General features: G+C 69.8%; 16 protein-coding genes and 1 pseudogene. 8 read left to right on the plus strand and 9 right to left on the minus strand.

The features are described from left to right. Positions 1-182: hypothetical protein (locus ACWDX9_RS49475; RefSeq protein WP_449968099.1), on the minus strand; the 182-nt coding region annotated here is incomplete at its 3' end. 562 nt (positions 183-744) lie between these two features. On the opposite strand from ACWDX9_RS49475, the gene ACWDX9_RS49480 reads away from it, so the two are divergent. The 5 genes from ACWDX9_RS49480 (at position 745) to ACWDX9_RS49500 (ending at position 5,587) form a co-directional block, all read left to right on the plus strand. After that, on the plus strand, positions 745-2,682 hold the full coding sequence (locus tag ACWDX9_RS49480; protein ID WP_449968102.1) for a toxin glutamine deamidase domain-containing protein: 1,938 nt from the start codon (positions 745-747) through the stop codon (positions 2,680-2,682). 19 nt (positions 2,683-2,701) lie between these two features. Then, positions 2,702-2,986 (plus strand): YrhB domain-containing protein, encoded by a 285-nt coding sequence (locus ACWDX9_RS49485; RefSeq protein ID WP_449968105.1) that lies wholly within the window; start codon positions 2,702-2,704, stop codon positions 2,984-2,986. Then, positions 2,983-3,222, plus strand: coding sequence for a hypothetical protein (locus tag ACWDX9_RS49490; protein WP_449968108.1), 240 nt, complete (start codon positions 2,983-2,985; stop codon positions 3,220-3,222). The genes ACWDX9_RS49485 and ACWDX9_RS49490 overlap by 4 nt, the downstream gene beginning before the upstream one ends. A 159-nt stretch (positions 3,223-3,381) precedes the next feature. Then, positions 3,382-3,624: a heavy-metal-associated domain-containing protein gene (locus ACWDX9_RS49495; protein WP_449968110.1), complete on the plus strand. Its 243-nt coding sequence runs from the start codon at positions 3,382-3,384 to the stop codon at positions 3,622-3,624. Between the two features lie 658 nt (positions 3,625-4,282). After that, a complete protein-coding gene (locus ACWDX9_RS49500) occupies positions 4,283-5,587 on the plus strand; it encodes a vanadium-dependent haloperoxidase (RefSeq protein WP_449968113.1) in 1,305 nt (434 codons plus the stop codon). 51 nt (positions 5,588-5,638) lie between these two features. Here ACWDX9_RS49500 and ACWDX9_RS49505 read toward each other — a convergent pair whose 3' ends face one another. From ACWDX9_RS49505 to ACWDX9_RS49530, 6 genes are read right to left on the minus strand one after another with little or no spacing between them, the layout of a single operon-like run. Then, on the minus strand, positions 5,639-6,184 hold the full coding sequence (locus tag ACWDX9_RS49505; protein WP_449968115.1) for a gluconokinase: 546 nt from the start codon (positions 6,182-6,184) through the stop codon (positions 5,639-5,641). Further along, complete coding sequence (gene manD, locus ACWDX9_RS49510; RefSeq protein WP_449968117.1) at positions 6,174-7,403, minus strand: D-mannonate dehydratase ManD; 1,230 nt, start codon at positions 7,401-7,403, stop codon at positions 6,174-6,176. Before manD ends, ACWDX9_RS49505 begins: the two co-directional genes overlap by 11 nt. Before the next feature lie 43 nt (positions 7,404-7,446). Further along, positions 7,447-8,595 (minus strand): galactonate dehydratase, encoded by a 1,149-nt coding sequence (dgoD, locus tag ACWDX9_RS49515; protein ID WP_449968120.1) that lies wholly within the window; start codon positions 8,593-8,595, stop codon positions 7,447-7,449. A 5-nt stretch (positions 8,596-8,600) separates the two neighbouring features. After that, positions 8,601-9,416: a carbohydrate ABC transporter permease gene (locus ACWDX9_RS49520; RefSeq protein WP_350735505.1), complete on the minus strand. Its 816-nt coding sequence runs from the start codon at positions 9,414-9,416 to the stop codon at positions 8,601-8,603. Beyond that, complete coding sequence (locus ACWDX9_RS49525) at positions 9,413-10,363, minus strand: carbohydrate ABC transporter permease (protein WP_449968123.1); 951 nt, start codon at positions 10,361-10,363, stop codon at positions 9,413-9,415. Before ACWDX9_RS49525 ends, ACWDX9_RS49520 begins: the two co-directional genes overlap by 4 nt. 28 nt (positions 10,364-10,391) lie before the next feature. Then, positions 10,392-11,678, minus strand: a complete 1,287-nt coding sequence (locus tag ACWDX9_RS49530; RefSeq protein ID WP_449968126.1) for an ABC transporter substrate-binding protein — start codon at positions 11,676-11,678, stop codon at positions 10,392-10,394. A gap of 195 nt (positions 11,679-11,873) precedes the next feature. Here ACWDX9_RS49530 and ACWDX9_RS49535 point away from each other — a divergent pair, with 195 nt between their 5' ends. Continuing rightward, complete coding sequence (locus ACWDX9_RS49535) at positions 11,874-12,578, plus strand: FadR/GntR family transcriptional regulator (RefSeq protein WP_449968129.1); 705 nt, start codon at positions 11,874-11,876, stop codon at positions 12,576-12,578. Positions 12,579-12,652: 74 nt separating this feature from the next. Here ACWDX9_RS49535 and ACWDX9_RS49540 read toward each other — a convergent pair whose 3' ends face one another. Both ACWDX9_RS49540 and ACWDX9_RS49545 read right to left on the minus strand, forming a co-directional pair. After that, positions 12,653-12,841: a hypothetical protein gene (locus tag ACWDX9_RS49540; protein WP_449968132.1), complete on the minus strand. Its 189-nt coding sequence runs from the start codon at positions 12,839-12,841 to the stop codon at positions 12,653-12,655. Between the two features lie 34 nt (positions 12,842-12,875). Then, the gene (locus tag ACWDX9_RS49545; protein ID WP_449968135.1) at positions 12,876-13,508 is read right to left on the minus strand and encodes a molybdopterin-dependent oxidoreductase; all 633 of its coding nucleotides are present in this window, start codon (positions 13,506-13,508) and stop codon (positions 12,876-12,878) included. A 145-nt stretch (positions 13,509-13,653) separates the two neighbouring features. On the opposite strand from ACWDX9_RS49545, the pseudogene ACWDX9_RS49550 reads away from it, so the two are divergent. Beyond that, a pseudogene (locus ACWDX9_RS49550) lies at positions 13,654-13,770 on the plus strand (MerR family transcriptional regulator); the annotation flags it as partial. 13 nt (positions 13,771-13,783) lie between these two features. Further along, positions 13,784-14,590, plus strand: a complete 807-nt coding sequence (gene modA, locus ACWDX9_RS49555; RefSeq protein WP_449968137.1) for a molybdate ABC transporter substrate-binding protein — start codon at positions 13,784-13,786, stop codon at positions 14,588-14,590. The last annotated feature ends 42 nt before the right edge of the window (positions 14,591-14,632 follow it).

Consider the following 14,632-nt stretch of genomic DNA (forward strand, 5'->3'; position numbering starts at 1 on the left):
TGTACACCCCCTACAATTAACTCTTTCCCTACAAGAAGATCTTCCCATCTCCCCACCGCGTCGGCCCCCACCGCGTCGGCCCCCACCGCGTCGGCCCCCACCGCGTCGGCCCCCACCGCGTCGGCCCAGACCGGAAGCGCACCTACCGGAGCACCACCAAGCACCACCTCCAGCGGCACCACCCAGACAGGCGCGACACCACCAGGATCAGCACAGAGCACCGCCTCCAGCGGGACCGCGCAGGCCGGCGCGGCGTCGCAGGGTGCGCCATCGGGCACCGCGCTCGGCGGGACGGGGCAGGCGGGTACGGCACCGCAAGGGTCGGCACCGGGCATTGCGTCCGGCGAAACGGGGCAAGCGGGTACAGCACCGGGCAGCGCCTCTGGCGGGACGGCGCAGGCTGGTGCGGCACCGCAAGGGGCGGGATCGAGCGGCCAGCCGGCGGCCGGCGGTGCGCCAGGTGGCTCATCGGCACAGACCAGCCCGATCGGCGCGGCTGCCGGCACCCCGGTCGCCGGGACGGGTGGGCCCACTACCCCGGCCACGGCGGGGGCCGGGCCGACCGCCCCGGCCGCTGCCGCCTCTGTGCCGACAGTGCCGACGGCTTCTGGCGCCCCGAACGTGACAGGGCCTGGGGTGGAGGTCGAGGGCGGGGGGTTGGTGCCGTCCAAAGAGGCGTTGGCTCTGGCGCTCAGTGGGGCGGGCACCCCGTCCGTACCGAGGCTTGAGGGGATCGGGCCGGAGGTGGCGAGTGACATCGATCAGGCGTTACGTGAGCTGGCCCGTGACTACCCGGACCTGACGCGCGCCCTCGGCACTGTCAGCACCACGGACCCGCACGGGAACTTTGTCACCCAGCCGGACCTGGTGGCCTACGCGGTCATGGACGGTGGTGAGCGGGGCATCCACCTGAACCCTGTCGCCATGGCCGATCAGGTGGAGGCCGGGCGGGTGGAGGAGGCGACCGGGTGGACGGTGCCGGGCGGTGGGTCGGTGCGCGGCGTGCTCTACCACGAGGTGGGCGAGCACATCGCCGACCGCATCATCAGCGACCCCGATGCGCGCACCGCCCTGAACGCCACCGTCTCGGCCGCGCTGGGCCGCCCGTACGACGTCACAGGCGTGCACGACCAAGGGACCGTGACCGCCGTCGAGCCCCGCCTGTCCACGTACGGCGCCACCACCCCCCGCGACCTGATCGCGGAGGCGTTCACCGAGTACAGGACCTCGGCGACCCCCCGTCCCCTGGCCAGGGCGGTCGGTGAGCTGATCGATCGGCTGCACACCACGCAGGCGCACCGGACACAGGACACCCCGCTGACAACGCGCTCCCGCGAAGAGGTCTATGCCCGCAGGCGCGGTCCCTCCGACGACCCGGAAGCGGATCCGGACCTGTGGGCGCTGCGGGCCATGGACGGGCGGATGAGCGAATCCCGCTATCGGGACGAGGACGCCGAACGCCAGGCAGGCAAGATCCTCCAGCGCATGGCGAACACCTGGGGCCGCGACGGGACCCAGTGGCTGCTGGACACGTTCCAGGCGCGTTCCCCGTACGTACGCGACGGCATCCTCTGGGCCGCCCGCCAGAACGGCCTGGCCGGCCCGAGCGGCGAGCAGCAGTCAATGGCACAGACGCCTCGGCCCCCGGGCCAGAGCGGCCAGAGCGGCCGGAGCGGCCAGCCGCAGGAGGCCGCCTACCAGGCCGAGAACCTGTACGACTCCCAGGCCGACCGGCGCCACTGGAAAGACGTCATGCGGGAGGCCGACCATCTCGCCCACCAGTACACGGCCGCCGACCGCAACCAGGACGCGGACGCGTTCCAGGACGCCATCGACAACGCCCAGGCGTTCGTCCGCCGTCACGGCCTGGCCGACGCCGGCCGGACGCCTTGGTACAAGTTCAAGGGCGCGGCGGAGATGGACAACTGGATGGCCTTCCGCGAGAGGGAGGACACCAGCACCGGCATCGGCTTCATCAGCGAGATCCTGCTCTATGACTTCGACCTGGAGCCGGACGACCTCAAGGGCACCGGTGCCGCCGGTCAGAGTGGGACGAAGGGGTACGAGCCGCCGATCTCCGACCACGACGACTTCGGCAAGGTCAATGTCGAGCGCCGGACCAAGGTGCCCCTCGCCGGACTGCGCCCGCAACGGGTGGAGGACTACGACAAAGCCTCCCAGCCGCTCAGCGAGGAGCACAAGGAGGCCATGCGGAAGGCGTACGGGGAGTTGCGGAAGTTCATCGACGACCTCGGCTCCAGGGAGATCAGGTTCGGAGACCTGCTCGCGATCATCAACAAGGTCAACCCGACCGGGCACAACAGGAACTGCCCCGAGACCAGCCTGGCCATCGACGACATCCTGCGCGGCAAGCCGGCCGTGGCCGGGCCACTGAACGCGGCGCCGGTCCCGGTCATCCGCACCACGATGGGCAGGCGGGCGATCGAGAAGCACCTGCGGCTCAGCAGCCTCAAGAAGGTAGCGAAGATTCTGCAGAACGAGGGACCGGGATCACGCGGCGTGGTGATCGGCTACAGCGGCTCCGGCATCGGGCACGTGTGCAACGTCCTCAACGTCAACGGCAACATCTACTACGCGGACGGCCAGCACCAGCGGGTATACATCGACCGGCACCCCATGGAGGGCAAGTACCGCGAGTACGACTTCTTCCAGACCCGCTGAGAAAGGACGGATCACCATCATGATCGACAAGGAGGAGGCCGAGCAGGTCGTGCGCGCGTACATCGCGGAGGAGTTGAGCGCGGTGGGGGAGCGGCTGGTCGTGCACGAGGCGGTGACGGTGGAGCGGCCGTACGGGTGGTTCTTCACGATCACCACGGTGGAGTTCGTCGAGACGGGCGACCCCGGCACCACGTACGCCGGGCTGGGACCGGTCCTGGTGCGGCGGGCCGACGGCGGGCTCGTCGAGTACGACTCCATGTACACCGGCGAGGCGGCGGCCGAGGCCTACGAGGCGGCGCTGTGACGCGGCGGCGGCCCGCGATCTGCGACGCGTGCGCCAGGCTCCGGCAACGGGTTGATTCGCAGGCGGCCGGCCGGTACGTCCCCTACTGCGAGGCCTTCCCCGAAGGCGTCCCGGCGGAGATCTATGAGGGCGGCTTCGACCACCGGCACGAATACCCCGGCGACGGCGGAGTCCGGTTCGCGCTGCGGCCGACGGCCGAGGGGGCGGTGCGGGCGTTCGAGCTACGCCGCACCTGAGAGGCGAGGGGTCGCCCTGCTGAGCCTTCGCCGGCGACCTCTTCCGTGAGATCGGCGCGACCGTCGCCACAGCCGTGGCCGGCGCGCTGTTCGCCGAGCGGCTCACCGGCTCCCTGCCCGGCCTCGCGCCGAGCCTGGGCGGGACGGGCACCGACCAGAGTGAAGCGTCAGGTCGTTCGCTGCTCAACTCTCGTCGCCTACCGCGTCACCGGCCTGTCGTCGGCGACGTGCGAGCACTGCCTGGCCGCAGTCAAGCTGGAGCTGATTCAGGTGCCGGGAGTCGTGGGAGTGGACGCGGATCCGGCAGAAGGCCGCGTGAGCATCCTTACTGACGGCCCCGTCGACGAGGGGCAGGTCCGCGCGGCCATTGAGGCGGCCGGCTGCACCGTCGAAGGTTCCTGATCTGCCCCGGGCCGGGTCCGCCACGTTGGGTGGCGGACCCGGCCGGTCGGCAAGGAGTCGGCTCATCTGACTACAGAGGAGGTGAGACCGTCGATGTACCCCACATGAAGGGGGATTCCGATGGCGAGCCGTGGCAGGGTCGAGTTGTTCGCGGCGATTTGGCGAGATGCCCGCAAGGGCATGCCGGACGGACGCTGGTGCGAGCAGGTCGAGGTCTGCGGCAACAGCTCGAGGAGACCCGCCTGCGCGCTGCCGTGGAACCCGCTGATGAAACAAGCCCGGACGGTCGCGCAGCTACGAAGAACTCGGCGCCAGCCCCGCCGCGAGCACCACGATCGCGGTGATCGCCACGCCGCGCCACAGCCACGAACCGGGCGCGCGCTTCACCGCCGCCGTCGTCTTCGACATACGTCCAGAGCGCTTCCGAACCGGCACGAGCGGGACCCATGGTGACGAGTGCGTTACCCGTCAACACAGCGAAAGTGAAACGGTCGTTTGCGGGACGGTCGACGGCGGCCAGCGGTGCGGCCCGGCCCTGTGCTGCCCTTCAGCGGCGAGGAAGCCGGGTCGCACCGGGTGCTCGACGCGCGTACGGGCAGAACGCTCCGCCTATTTCGCGCGCTGGCTCGATCGGTGGCGGTCGGAGTAATTTCCCATCATGGTCAAATTACGTTCCGCCGGATGGGCAGGCGTCCTCCCGCGCAAGGCCGTCAGCTTATCCGTCGCCGGAGTCATCGCTGTCGGGTCGCCGATCGGACTCGGCTCGTCGTTCGCGAACGCGTCCACTTCGAACGCGCCTCCCAATGCCGTCATCACCTGGGACAGAAATGCCCAGACGGCGATATGGGACATTGCCGGCCAGCAACCACAGGTCCAGGCGCGCAGCTTCGCAATGGTGCACGGAGCCGTTTACGACGCCGTAAACGCGATCGCCGGCACTCCCTACCAGCCGTACCTGATCGCGCCGCCTGCCGACGGGACCGAGTCGACGGACGCGGCCGTCGCGACCGCGGGCTTCCTTGTGCTGAACGCTCTGTTCCCGGAACAGCAGGCGAGGCTGAAGACGCAGTACGACGAGGCGCTGGCCGTGATCCCCGACGGTACCGCCAAGCAGCGCGGAATCACCGTGGGCACTCAGGCGGCCTCTGCGATGAACGCCGCACGGCAGAACGACGGAGCGTTCGGAGACCAGACCTGGACTGTGGGCACCCAGCCCGGCCAATGGCGGCCGGCGCCACCCACGTTCGCCTCCGACGGAGCCTGGGTCGGTGACCTCAAACCGTTCCTCATCCGCAGCGCCTCCATGTTCCGCACGTCCGGCCCGCCATCGCTCACCAGTCACCGGTACGCCCGGGACTTCAACGAGGTCAAGACCATCGGCTCGGCGACCAGTACGGTCAGGACGTCCGACCAGACACAAGCCGCGATCTGGTGGCACGACCGGCACCTGGCCGAATGGGAGATCAAGCGCCAGCTGGCGACGAAGCGGCAACTGAACACGTTGCAGACGGCGCGGATGTTCGCGATGGTCGACCTGGCCGAAGCCGACGCCACGATCGCCTGCTACAACGAGAAGGCAGCGTGGAACTTCTGGCGGCCGGTCACCGCGATCCGCCTGGCCGACACCGACGGAAATCCGGGAACGGCGGCCGATCCCGACTGGACGCCATTGCTCGTTACACCACCGCACCCCGACTACACGTCCGGACACACCTGCTTCACAGCGGCCAGCATGTCGGCGTTGGCGTATTTCTTCGGCCGCAACGACATCCCCTTCAGCGGGTACAGCGCCGCCTCGGGTACCACCAGGTATTTCCGCAGTTTCTCGCAGGCGCTCGCCGAGGTCATCGAAGCCCGCATCTGGGGCGGAATCCATACCCGAACGGCCGACGTCGAAGGCGCGAAAATCGGCAAGAAGGTCACTGCTTACATGGTCGCGCACTACTTCAAACCGAAGGAGTAATGACCTGCTCCCTGATCAGGGGCCTGATCAGGGGCCTGACCTGCTCCCTGATCAGGGGATCGCCGGGCGGGTGGCCGTCGGCAGGCCGAGCCGGGTCGCCACCGCCGCCGCCAGCTCGTCCGGCGACAGCGCCACCTCCAGCACCATCCCGGACTCCTCCGGGCCGAGGTGCTCCAGGATCGCCCGCTGCGAGTCGAACAGGCCGGGCGACATGTAGTGGTCGGTACGGCGGGTCAGCCGGTCCCGGATCAGCGTCGCGGGCCCGTCCAGGAGGACGAACTCCACCTCCGGCGGGCCCTGCCGCAGCACGTCCCGGTAGGAGCGCTTGAGCGCCGAGCACGCCAGCACCGTGGAGACGCCCTCGGCGTGCCGGGCGGCCATCCAGGCGGCCAGGTCCCGCAGCCACGGCCAGCGGTCCGCGTCGTCGAGCGGGATGCCGGCGCGCATCCGCGCCACGTTCGCCTCCGGGTGGAACTCGTCCGCCTCGGCGAACCGCAGCCCGGTCAGCTCGCTGATCCTGCGGGCCACGGTCGTCTTGCCCGCGCCCGACACGCCCATGACCACGATGTGCCGGGTGCGCCGCTGCTCACCAGTCATGGACGGTGCCGTCCTTGAGCCGGTTGAACGGCAGGTACGCCGGCTGGTACGGGAACCGCGCCGCGGCCTCCTCGTCGAGATCCACGCCGAGCCCCGGCAGCTCGCCGGGGTGCAGGTAGCCGTCGCTGAAGCTGAACGACTGCCGGAACACCTCGTTGGTCGCCTGGCCGTGCTGCATGTACTCCTGGATGCCGAAGTTGTGGATCGCCAGGTCCAGGTGCAGGGCGGCGGCCATGCCGACCGGCGAGATGTCCGTCGGGCCGTGGATGCCGGACTTGATCTGGTACTGGGCGGCGTAGTCGAGCAGCTTGCGCATGGCCGTGATCCCGCCGGTGTGGGTGACGGCGGAGCGGACATAGTCGATGAGCTGCTCACGGATCAGGGTCTGGTAGTCCCACACGGTGTTGAAGATCTCCCCGATGGCCAGCGGGGTGGTCGTGTGCTGACGGACCAGGCGCAGCGCCTCCTGGTTCTCCGCCGGGGTGCAGTCCTCCAGCCAGAACAGGTCGTACGGCTCGAGGGCCTTGCCGAGCTTGGCGGCCTGGATGGGGGTCATCCGGTGGTGCCCGTCGTGCAGCAGCGGCAGCTCGGGGCCGAACTCGTTACGCACCGCCTCGAAGACGCCGGGCAGGTGGCGCAGGTAGGCGCGGGTGTCCCAGTCCTCTTCCGCGGGCAGCGCGGTGCGCTGGGCCGGCTCGTAGTCGTACCGCTTGCCCTCGACGCTGGGCTGGGCGGCCACGCCGTACACGGCGTTGATGCCCGGTACGGACGTCTGCACCCGCAGCGACCGGTACCCCATCTCCAGGTGCCGCCGGATCGAGTCGAACAGCTCCGGCAGGTCCCGGCCCGACGCGTGCCCGTACGCCATGATCCCGTTCCGGGAGGCGCCGCCGAGCAGCTGGTAGAGCGGCATCCCGGCGGCCTTGGCCTTGATGTCCCACAGCGCCACGTCCACGGCCGCGATGGCGGCCATGGTGACGGGCCCGCGCCGCCAGTAGGCGGAGCGGTAGAGGAACTGCCAGGTGTCCTCGATGCGGTGCGGGTCCCGCCCGATCAGCAACGGGACCACGTGGTCGGCCAGGTACGACGCGACCGCCAGCTCACGCCCGTTGAGGGTGCCGTCGCCCAGCCCGGTGATCCCCTCGTCCGTCGTGATCCTGAGGGTGACGAAGTTGCGGTCGGGGCTGGTCACGATGACGTCCGCTGCGATGATCTTCACGCGGGTGCCTTTCTCACGTCGGCGGTGCGTTCGGGGGTCATGGTCACCATTCCGCGTACGAACCGTCCCGGTGCCGCCAGACGGGGCTGCGCCAGGCGTGTCCCTTTTTGTCGGCGGCGCGGACCGCCTCATCGTCGACCTCGATGCCGAGGCCGGGCGCGGTGAGCCGCTCGACGTACCCGTTCACGAAGGTCAGCGGGGTCTTGTCGAGGCAGTAGTCGAGCACCTCGGCGCCACGGTTGTAGTGGATGCCGATGCTCTGCTCCTGGATCAGGTAGTTCGGGGTGGCGAAGCCGACCTGGAGGCAGGCCGCGAGGGCGATCGGGCCGAGCGGGCAGTGCGGGGCGAGCTGCACGTCGTACACCTCGGCGAGGGTGGCGATCTTGCGGACCTCGGTGATGCCGCCGGCGTGCGAGAGGTCCGGCTGGGCGACCGCGATGCCGGCCTGGAAGACCGGCAGGAACTCCTGCCGGCTGTAGAGCCGCTCCCCGGTCGAGACCGGGGTCGTCGTCGAGCGGACGAACTCGCCGATGAGGTGCGAGTTCTCCGGTACGACCGGCTCCTCCAGGAACAGCGGCCGGTACGGCTCCAGCAGCGGCGCCACCCGGCGGGCGTTGGCCAGGGTGAAGCGCCCGTGGAAGTCGACGGCCACGTCGCGGTGGTCGCCGAGCACCTCGCGGGCGGCCGCCACCCGGGCGACCACGCCGTCCAGCTCGGCGACCGAGGCGACCGGGCTCATCACACCGGAGGCGTTCATCTTCACCGCGGTGAGCCCGGCCTCGAGCTGGGCGGCGATGTGATCGCGGACCTCGCTGGGCTCGTCGCCGCCGACCCAGCCGTACACCCGGATCCGGTCCCGGACCGGACCGCCGAGCAGCTGGTGCACGGGGGCGCCGAAGTGCTTGCCGGCGATGTCCCAGAGGGCCTGGTCGAGGCCCGCCACGGCACTGGCCAGGATCGGGCCGCCCCGGTAGAACGAGCCCTTGGTCAGCACCTGCCAGTGGTCCTCGATGCGCAGCGCGTCCCGGCCGATCAGCAGCTCCGCGAGCTGGTCGACGGCGGTGCGGACGGTCTCGGAGCGCCCCTCGCAGGTGGCCTCGCCCCAGCCGACGATCCCGGAGTCGGTCTCCACCCGGACGAAGAGCCAGCGGGGGGCGACGAGGAAGGTCTCCACGCGCGCGATGGTCGTCATGCCGGTCAGCCCTTCGTCGCGCCGGCGGTGAGGCCGGAGACCACGTACTTCTGCACGAACAGAGCGATCACCATGATCGGCACGGTGACCACGGTGGCCGCGGCCATCAGGCCGCCCCAGTCGATGCTGGCGTACCCGACGAAGTCGAAGATCGCCACGGGCAGGGTCTTGGTGTCGGCGTCGGAGAGCACGAGCGCGAACATGAAGTTGTTCCAGGAGAAGATGAAGGACAGGATCCCGGCGGTGGCGATGCCCGGCACCGCCAGCGGCAGGGTGATGCGCCGGAACGCGCCGACGTGGGTCAGCCCGTCCACCAGCGCCGCCTCCTCCAGCTCCTCGGGCAGGCTGTCGAAGTAGCCCATCATGATGTAGACCACCAGCGGCAGCGCGACGAACATGTGGCTGATGATCAGCACCCCGAAGCCGCCGACCATCTTCAGGTTGGAGAAGACGTAGTACCAGGGCACCAGCAGCGAGACGCCGGGGATGACCCGGGCCATCAGCACCACCAGCGCGGACTTCTTCATGTTGAACCGGCTCATCGAGTACGCGGCCGGCACGCCGAGGATCAGCGAGGCCACCGTGGCGGCGAACGCCACCCAGAGGCTGTTGACGATGAACTCGACGTAGTTCGCCTGCTGGAGCACCTTGGCGTAGTTGTCCATGGTGGGCGAGAAGGCCAGCGCCTTGCCCGGGTCGTAGATGTCGACGTTGGTCTTGAACGACGCGGAGACCATCCAGAGCAACGGCGCGACCAGGGAGAGCACCACGATGGTGAGCGCCACCACCCGGAACACCTGGTACGCGGGCCGGGCCTTCATCGCTGCGCCTCCTTGCGCCGGGCGGTCAGGGCCCACATGGCCCCGATGATGATCAGGAAGAAGAGGATGAGGACGGTGGAGGAGACGCCGTACTCGTTGTAGTCGAAGCTGAGGCCGTAGGCGTACACGTTCAGCGTCTCGACCTCGTGGAACGAACCGCCGCCGCGGCCCTTCGTGGCGTAGAGGACGTCGAAGGTCTTCAGCGCGTCGATGCCGCGCAGCAGGACCGCCACCGTCAGCGTGGGCATCAGCAGCGGCAGGGTGACGTGCCGGAACCGCTGCCAGGCGCTGGCGCCGTCGATGTGCGCCGCCTCCTGCGGCTCGTCCGACAGCGAGGTGAGCCCGGCGAGCAGGATCAGCACCACCATCGGCGTCCACTGCCACACGTCGATGAAGATCGTGGTGGCCAGGGCCGTGTGCTGGCCGGCCAGCCACGGCTGCGGCCCGATGCCGAACCGGCCGAGGAGCTGGTTGGCCATGCCGATGTTCGGGTCGAAGATGAGCCGCCACATCATGCCGACCGCGACCGGAGTGGCCACGAGCGGCATGAGGATGGCGACCCGGACCCACCGCTGCCCCTTGAACGGCCGCCAGAGCAGCAGCGCGATCGCCATCCCGAGGACCACCTCGAACAGCAGCGCGACGACGGTGAACGTGGCGGTCCGCCCGACCGCGGGCCAGAACCGCTCGGTGTCCGACAGGACGTCGAGGTAGTTCCGCAGGCCCACGAACTCGCTCTCCGCGCGGACGGATCCCTCGGCGTCGGTCAGGCTGAGGTAGCCGGTCCAGGCCAGGGGGAACACGAGCAGCGCGGCGACGAAGACCATCGCGGGCGCGGCGAAGAGCCATTTGCGGTGGGCGTCCACCCAGCGCAGCCAGCCGGGCGTGCCGGGGGCGGCGGGGGCGCCGCGCGGCGCCTTGGTGGTCGGTGTGGTGATCGTTGCCATGGGGACTCCAGGGGTCGGCGGGTGCCGCTTACTTGGCCTCGTCGTCCAGGAACTTCTGGAACGCGGCGTTGGCCGTGTCGGCGGCCGCCGCGGCGTCCTTGCCGGTGATCGCGTCGACGATCGGCTGGCCCACGATCTCGCGGGACTCGGCGACCTTCACGACCAGCGGCCGGTCATGACCCACCCCGTCCTTGGTGCTGGCCGCGATGGCCTCCACCAGGTCCTTCGGGAAGGTCGAGGTGCTCTCCGGGTTGGCCCACACGGAGGTACGGGCGCCCGGCACGCCGGACTTCTGCTGGGCGAGCGTCTGCGCCTTGCCGGTGGCCCACTCGATGAACTTCCAGGCGTTGGCGGTGTTCTCCGAGCTGGAGTTGACGCCCAGCGCCCACGACGGGATGTTGTACGGCTTCGAACCGCCCGGGCCGGCCGGGAACGGCGCGAAGCCGACGTTGTCCGAGACCTTGGACTTGGCCGGGTCGGTGGCGTTCTTGTAGAGCGAGTTGGCCTCGGTGTAGAAGGCGGCCTTGCCCTGGGTGAAGATGGCCATCGCCTCGGGCCAGCCCATGTCGGTGCTGACGTTCGCCGGGCCGGAGTCCTTGATCAGCCCGCCGTAGTAGGCGTACGCCTGCTTGGCCGCCTCGCTGCCGACCGCGGCCTTGCCGCTGCCGTCGACGAAGTCGCCGCCGAAGCTGTACAGGAAGCTGGAGAACTGCGTGACCGCCGGCGACTTGCCGGTACGGGCGACGAACCCGGCCATGTCCGGCTCGGCCGCCTTGATCTTGGCGGCGGCGGCCTTGAGCTCGTCGAGGGTCTTCGGCGGGGCGCTCAGGCCGGCCTTGTCGAGCAGGTCCTTGCGGTAGTAGAGGACCTCCTGCTCGGTGATGATCGGGACGCCGACCGGCTTGCCCTCGTACGTGGTGGCCTCCACCGGGCCGGCCTGGAAGTCGCTGAAGTCCCAGTCCTTGTTGGCCTTCACCTGGTCCGACAGGTCGGCCAGGTACTTGTTCTTGGCGAAGAGCCTGCCCTCCTGCAGGGGGCGGTACATCATCACGTCGATGTCGGACGAGCCGGCGTTCAGCTTGACGTTGTACTGGTCGGAGAGCTGGTCCTCGCCGAGCTGGGTGATCTCGGCCTTGAGCCCGGTCTGCTTCTCGAACTCGGGCAGGGCCTTCTTGATGTTGTCGGTCCACACGTGGTTGGCCAGGGTGATCCGGACCGTCTTGGACCCGCCGCCGTCACCGCCACCGCCACAGGCGGACAGCCCCATGGCGGCCACCACGGCCAGAGATGTACCCAATATCGCGCGACGTCGCACGTCAATCCCGCCTTCCTGTCATGGTCGCCGCCCCCCGGAAGAGCGCCACATGCTCGTAACATCTGCTTAATGCCGGGATGCTAGGACAAAAAAGCTGACTTATTCAAGAGTCAGCCTTCAACTGATATGTTCTATGCCGTGAATCAGTCCTCCCCGGGGGCCGCCCCCACTCGGCCCGCCCTTGCGGAGGCTGGGTTGCACGCACGGGTCCTCGACCACCTCGGCACCGCCATCTGCAGCGGCGACATGGCCGCCGGCTCGGTCCTGAGCATCGAAGACCTGGTCGACCGCTACCAGGTCTCCCGCTCGGTGATCCGCGAGGTGCTGCGGGTGCTCGCGTCCATGGGGCTCATCGAGACCCGGCGCCGGGTCGGGATCATGATCCAGCCTCCCGGGGTGTGGAGCGTCTTCGATCCGCAGGTGATCCGCTGGCGGCTCGCCTCGGAGGGGCGGATGGCGCAGCTGCGCTCGATCACCGAGCTGCGGACCGCGATCGAGCCGCACGCCGCCTGGCTGGCCGCCGGGCGGGTCGACCACGACGAGGCGAGCGAGCTGGTCGGGCTCGCGGCCAGGATGTGGGCCGCCGGGAAGGCCGGCGACGAGGCCCGCTTCCTCGACCTGGACATCGACTTCCACCGGCGGGTGCTGGCCGCCTCCGGCAACGAGATGTTCGCGAAGCTGCAGCTGATCGTCGCCGAGGTGCTGGCCGGCCGGCACCACTACCACCTGATGCCTCACTACCCGGACGAGGAGGCGCTGCAGCTGCACACCGACGTGGCCCAGGCGATCCAGCGGCGCGACGGCGATCGCGCCCGGAAGGCCATGGTGGGGATCATGGAGCAGGGGTTCGCCGAGATGAAGTCGCTGTGGGAGCGGACCGCCGAGCCGGGCGGCGCCTGACCGGCGGCTTTCGCGTCAGTGCGCGGCGTCCGATCTTGACCTGATACAGGCGGGCCGCCTCGTTGGTGTGCCGTTCAGGAGTTGTCGTCGCGTCGATCGGGGCGGGCGTGGGCGGCGAGCGCGAGTCCTGTCAGGCCCAGCAGAGCACCCAGCGCGCTGACGCGTGGGTCGGCCCGGTCCACGGTGAGCAGGTACCCGGTCATGACGATGGCGGAGCCGGCGGCCAGCAGCACACCGGCCCACCGCAGCAGTCGTCGTGACATGGGAGTTCCGCCCTCCGGACGGGCGAGCGGCCGGTCAGGCGGGGTCGAGGGCGTCGGTGTCGCCGACGTGGAGGCGTACGACGCCGCTGACGTAGCGGCCGCCCTTGACGTCGCCGGGCACGACCAGGCGCGGGCCTTCCTCGTCCAGTTTCGCGCCGTCCTGGGTGACGGCGAGCAGCACCTTCTTGCCGGAGAAGGCCGGGTCGAGCTCGGCCCAGGCGAGGGCGGCGCGGTAGCCGTCGGAGCCGGTGGCGGTGACGACCAGGCGTAGCTGCGCGTTCTTGACGTCGGGGTCGATGCGCGGCTCGGTGAGCTGGAGGACGTCGGACAGCAGCGGGCCGGTGAAGGTGTGCTTCTCCGCGCCGCGGGAGGTCTGGTAGCGCACGCGGACGGTGTGCTGCGGCAGGCCGCGCAGCCGCGCCATGGTGAACGAGCGCGGACGGTTGACCTGGCCGCGCACCTTGACCGTCCCGGCGGCGGCCTGCCGGACGGAGGAGGGGCCTGCGGCGGTCCGCTCGGCGGAGGACGGGACGGCGGCGGCCTGCTCGGCGGAGGACGGGACGGCGGCGGTCGTGGCCGTGGCCGGGGCGGCGGGTGTGAGCGTGACCAGCAGGGCGGTGGCGAGCGCGGACGCGACGGCCCGGCGGCGGGGTGAACCGATACTCACGAGGGTGCCTTCCGATCTCGTGGATGCCATGGCAGAACCGTAGATCATGCCGCTGGTGCGGCGGAAGTCGGGTATTCAGGCTCGAATGTGCGGACGGTATCGTGAGAGCTTGTGACGACGTTTCGGATCAGCGAGGCCGCGGCGTCGCCAGGCCGCGGACGAGCTGGGCCTGGAGGTGGGGGTGGTGGCGGTCGCCGTGATCAAGTCCACCAACGTCGTCGTGGAGATTCCCGGTCACGAGCGCGTGGCCAGTTACTTGTGAGGAGCCCCCTGTGGTGTTCAGGCGTCTTTCCCGATGGGCGATCGCCCTGCCCGTCGCATTCGCGCTGGCGGGCCTGGCCGGTTGCGGCTCCGGCGGACCGGCCACGTCCACGGCCGGGGCCTCGTCGGCCCCGGCCGCCGATGGCGGGGCCAAGGAGGTGACGGTGTTCGCGGCGGCGTCGCTGACCGGGACGTTCACCGAGCTCGGCAAGGCCTTCGAGGCCGCGCACCCGGGTACGACGGTGAAGTTCAACTTCGGCTCCAGCGCGACGCTGGCCCAGCAGATCACCCAGGGGGCTCCGGCGGACGTGTTCGCCGCGGCGAGCCCGGCCACGATGAAGACGGTGACCGACGCGTCGCTGGCGAGTTCGCCGACCACGTTCGTGCGCAACAAGCTCGAGATCGCCGTGCCGAAGGACAATCCGGCCAAGGTGGACGAGCTGAAGGATCTGGCCGACAGCAAGGTGAAGGTGGCCTTGTGCGCCGAGCAGGTGCCATGCGGGGCGGCGGCGATCAAGGCGCTGGACGCGGCCGGGCTCAAGGTCACGCCGGTGACGCTGGAGCAGGACGTCAAGGCCACGCTGACCAAGGTCGAGCTGGGCGAGGTGGACGCGGCGCTGGTCTACAAGACCGACGTGATCGCGTCGGCGGGCAAGGTCCAGGGCATCGCCTTCCCCGAGGCCGACAAGGCGATCAACGACTATCCGATCGCCACCCTGGCCAAGGCTCCCGCGGGTGACCTGGCCAAGCAGTTCGTGGACCTGGTGGTGTCGCAGCAGGGCAAGGACGTGCTGACCAAGGCCGGCTTCGAGGCCTCCTGATCGGGATGAGGCAGGTGACGGTGCTTCGGGACGGCCGCGTCG

Source organism: Nonomuraea sp. NPDC003201 (genome assembly GCF_053590415.1).

Coding starts and splice junctions, on each gene's coding strand:
- ACWDX9_RS49485 (WP_449968105.1), top strand. CDS start 2,702: ATGATCGACAAGGAGGAGGCCGAGCAGGTCGTGCGCGCGTACATCGCG.
- ACWDX9_RS49500 (WP_449968113.1), top strand. CDS start 4,283: ATGGTCAAATTACGTTCCGCCGGATGGGCAGGCGTCCTCCCGCGCAAG.
- ACWDX9_RS49505 (WP_449968115.1), bottom strand. CDS start 6,184: ATGACTGGTGAGCAGCGGCGCACCCGGCACATCGTGGTCATGGGCGTG.
- dgoD (WP_449968120.1), bottom strand. CDS start 8,595: ATGACGACCATCGCGCGCGTGGAGACCTTCCTCGTCGCCCCCCGCTGG.
- ACWDX9_RS49520 (WP_350735505.1), bottom strand. CDS start 9,416: ATGAAGGCCCGGCCCGCGTACCAGGTGTTCCGGGTGGTGGCGCTCACC.
- ACWDX9_RS49525 (WP_449968123.1), bottom strand. CDS start 10,363: ATGGCAACGATCACCACACCGACCACCAAGGCGCCGCGCGGCGCCCCC.
- ACWDX9_RS49540 (WP_449968132.1), bottom strand. CDS start 12,841: ATGTCACGACGACTGCTGCGGTGGGCCGGTGTGCTGCTGGCCGCCGGC.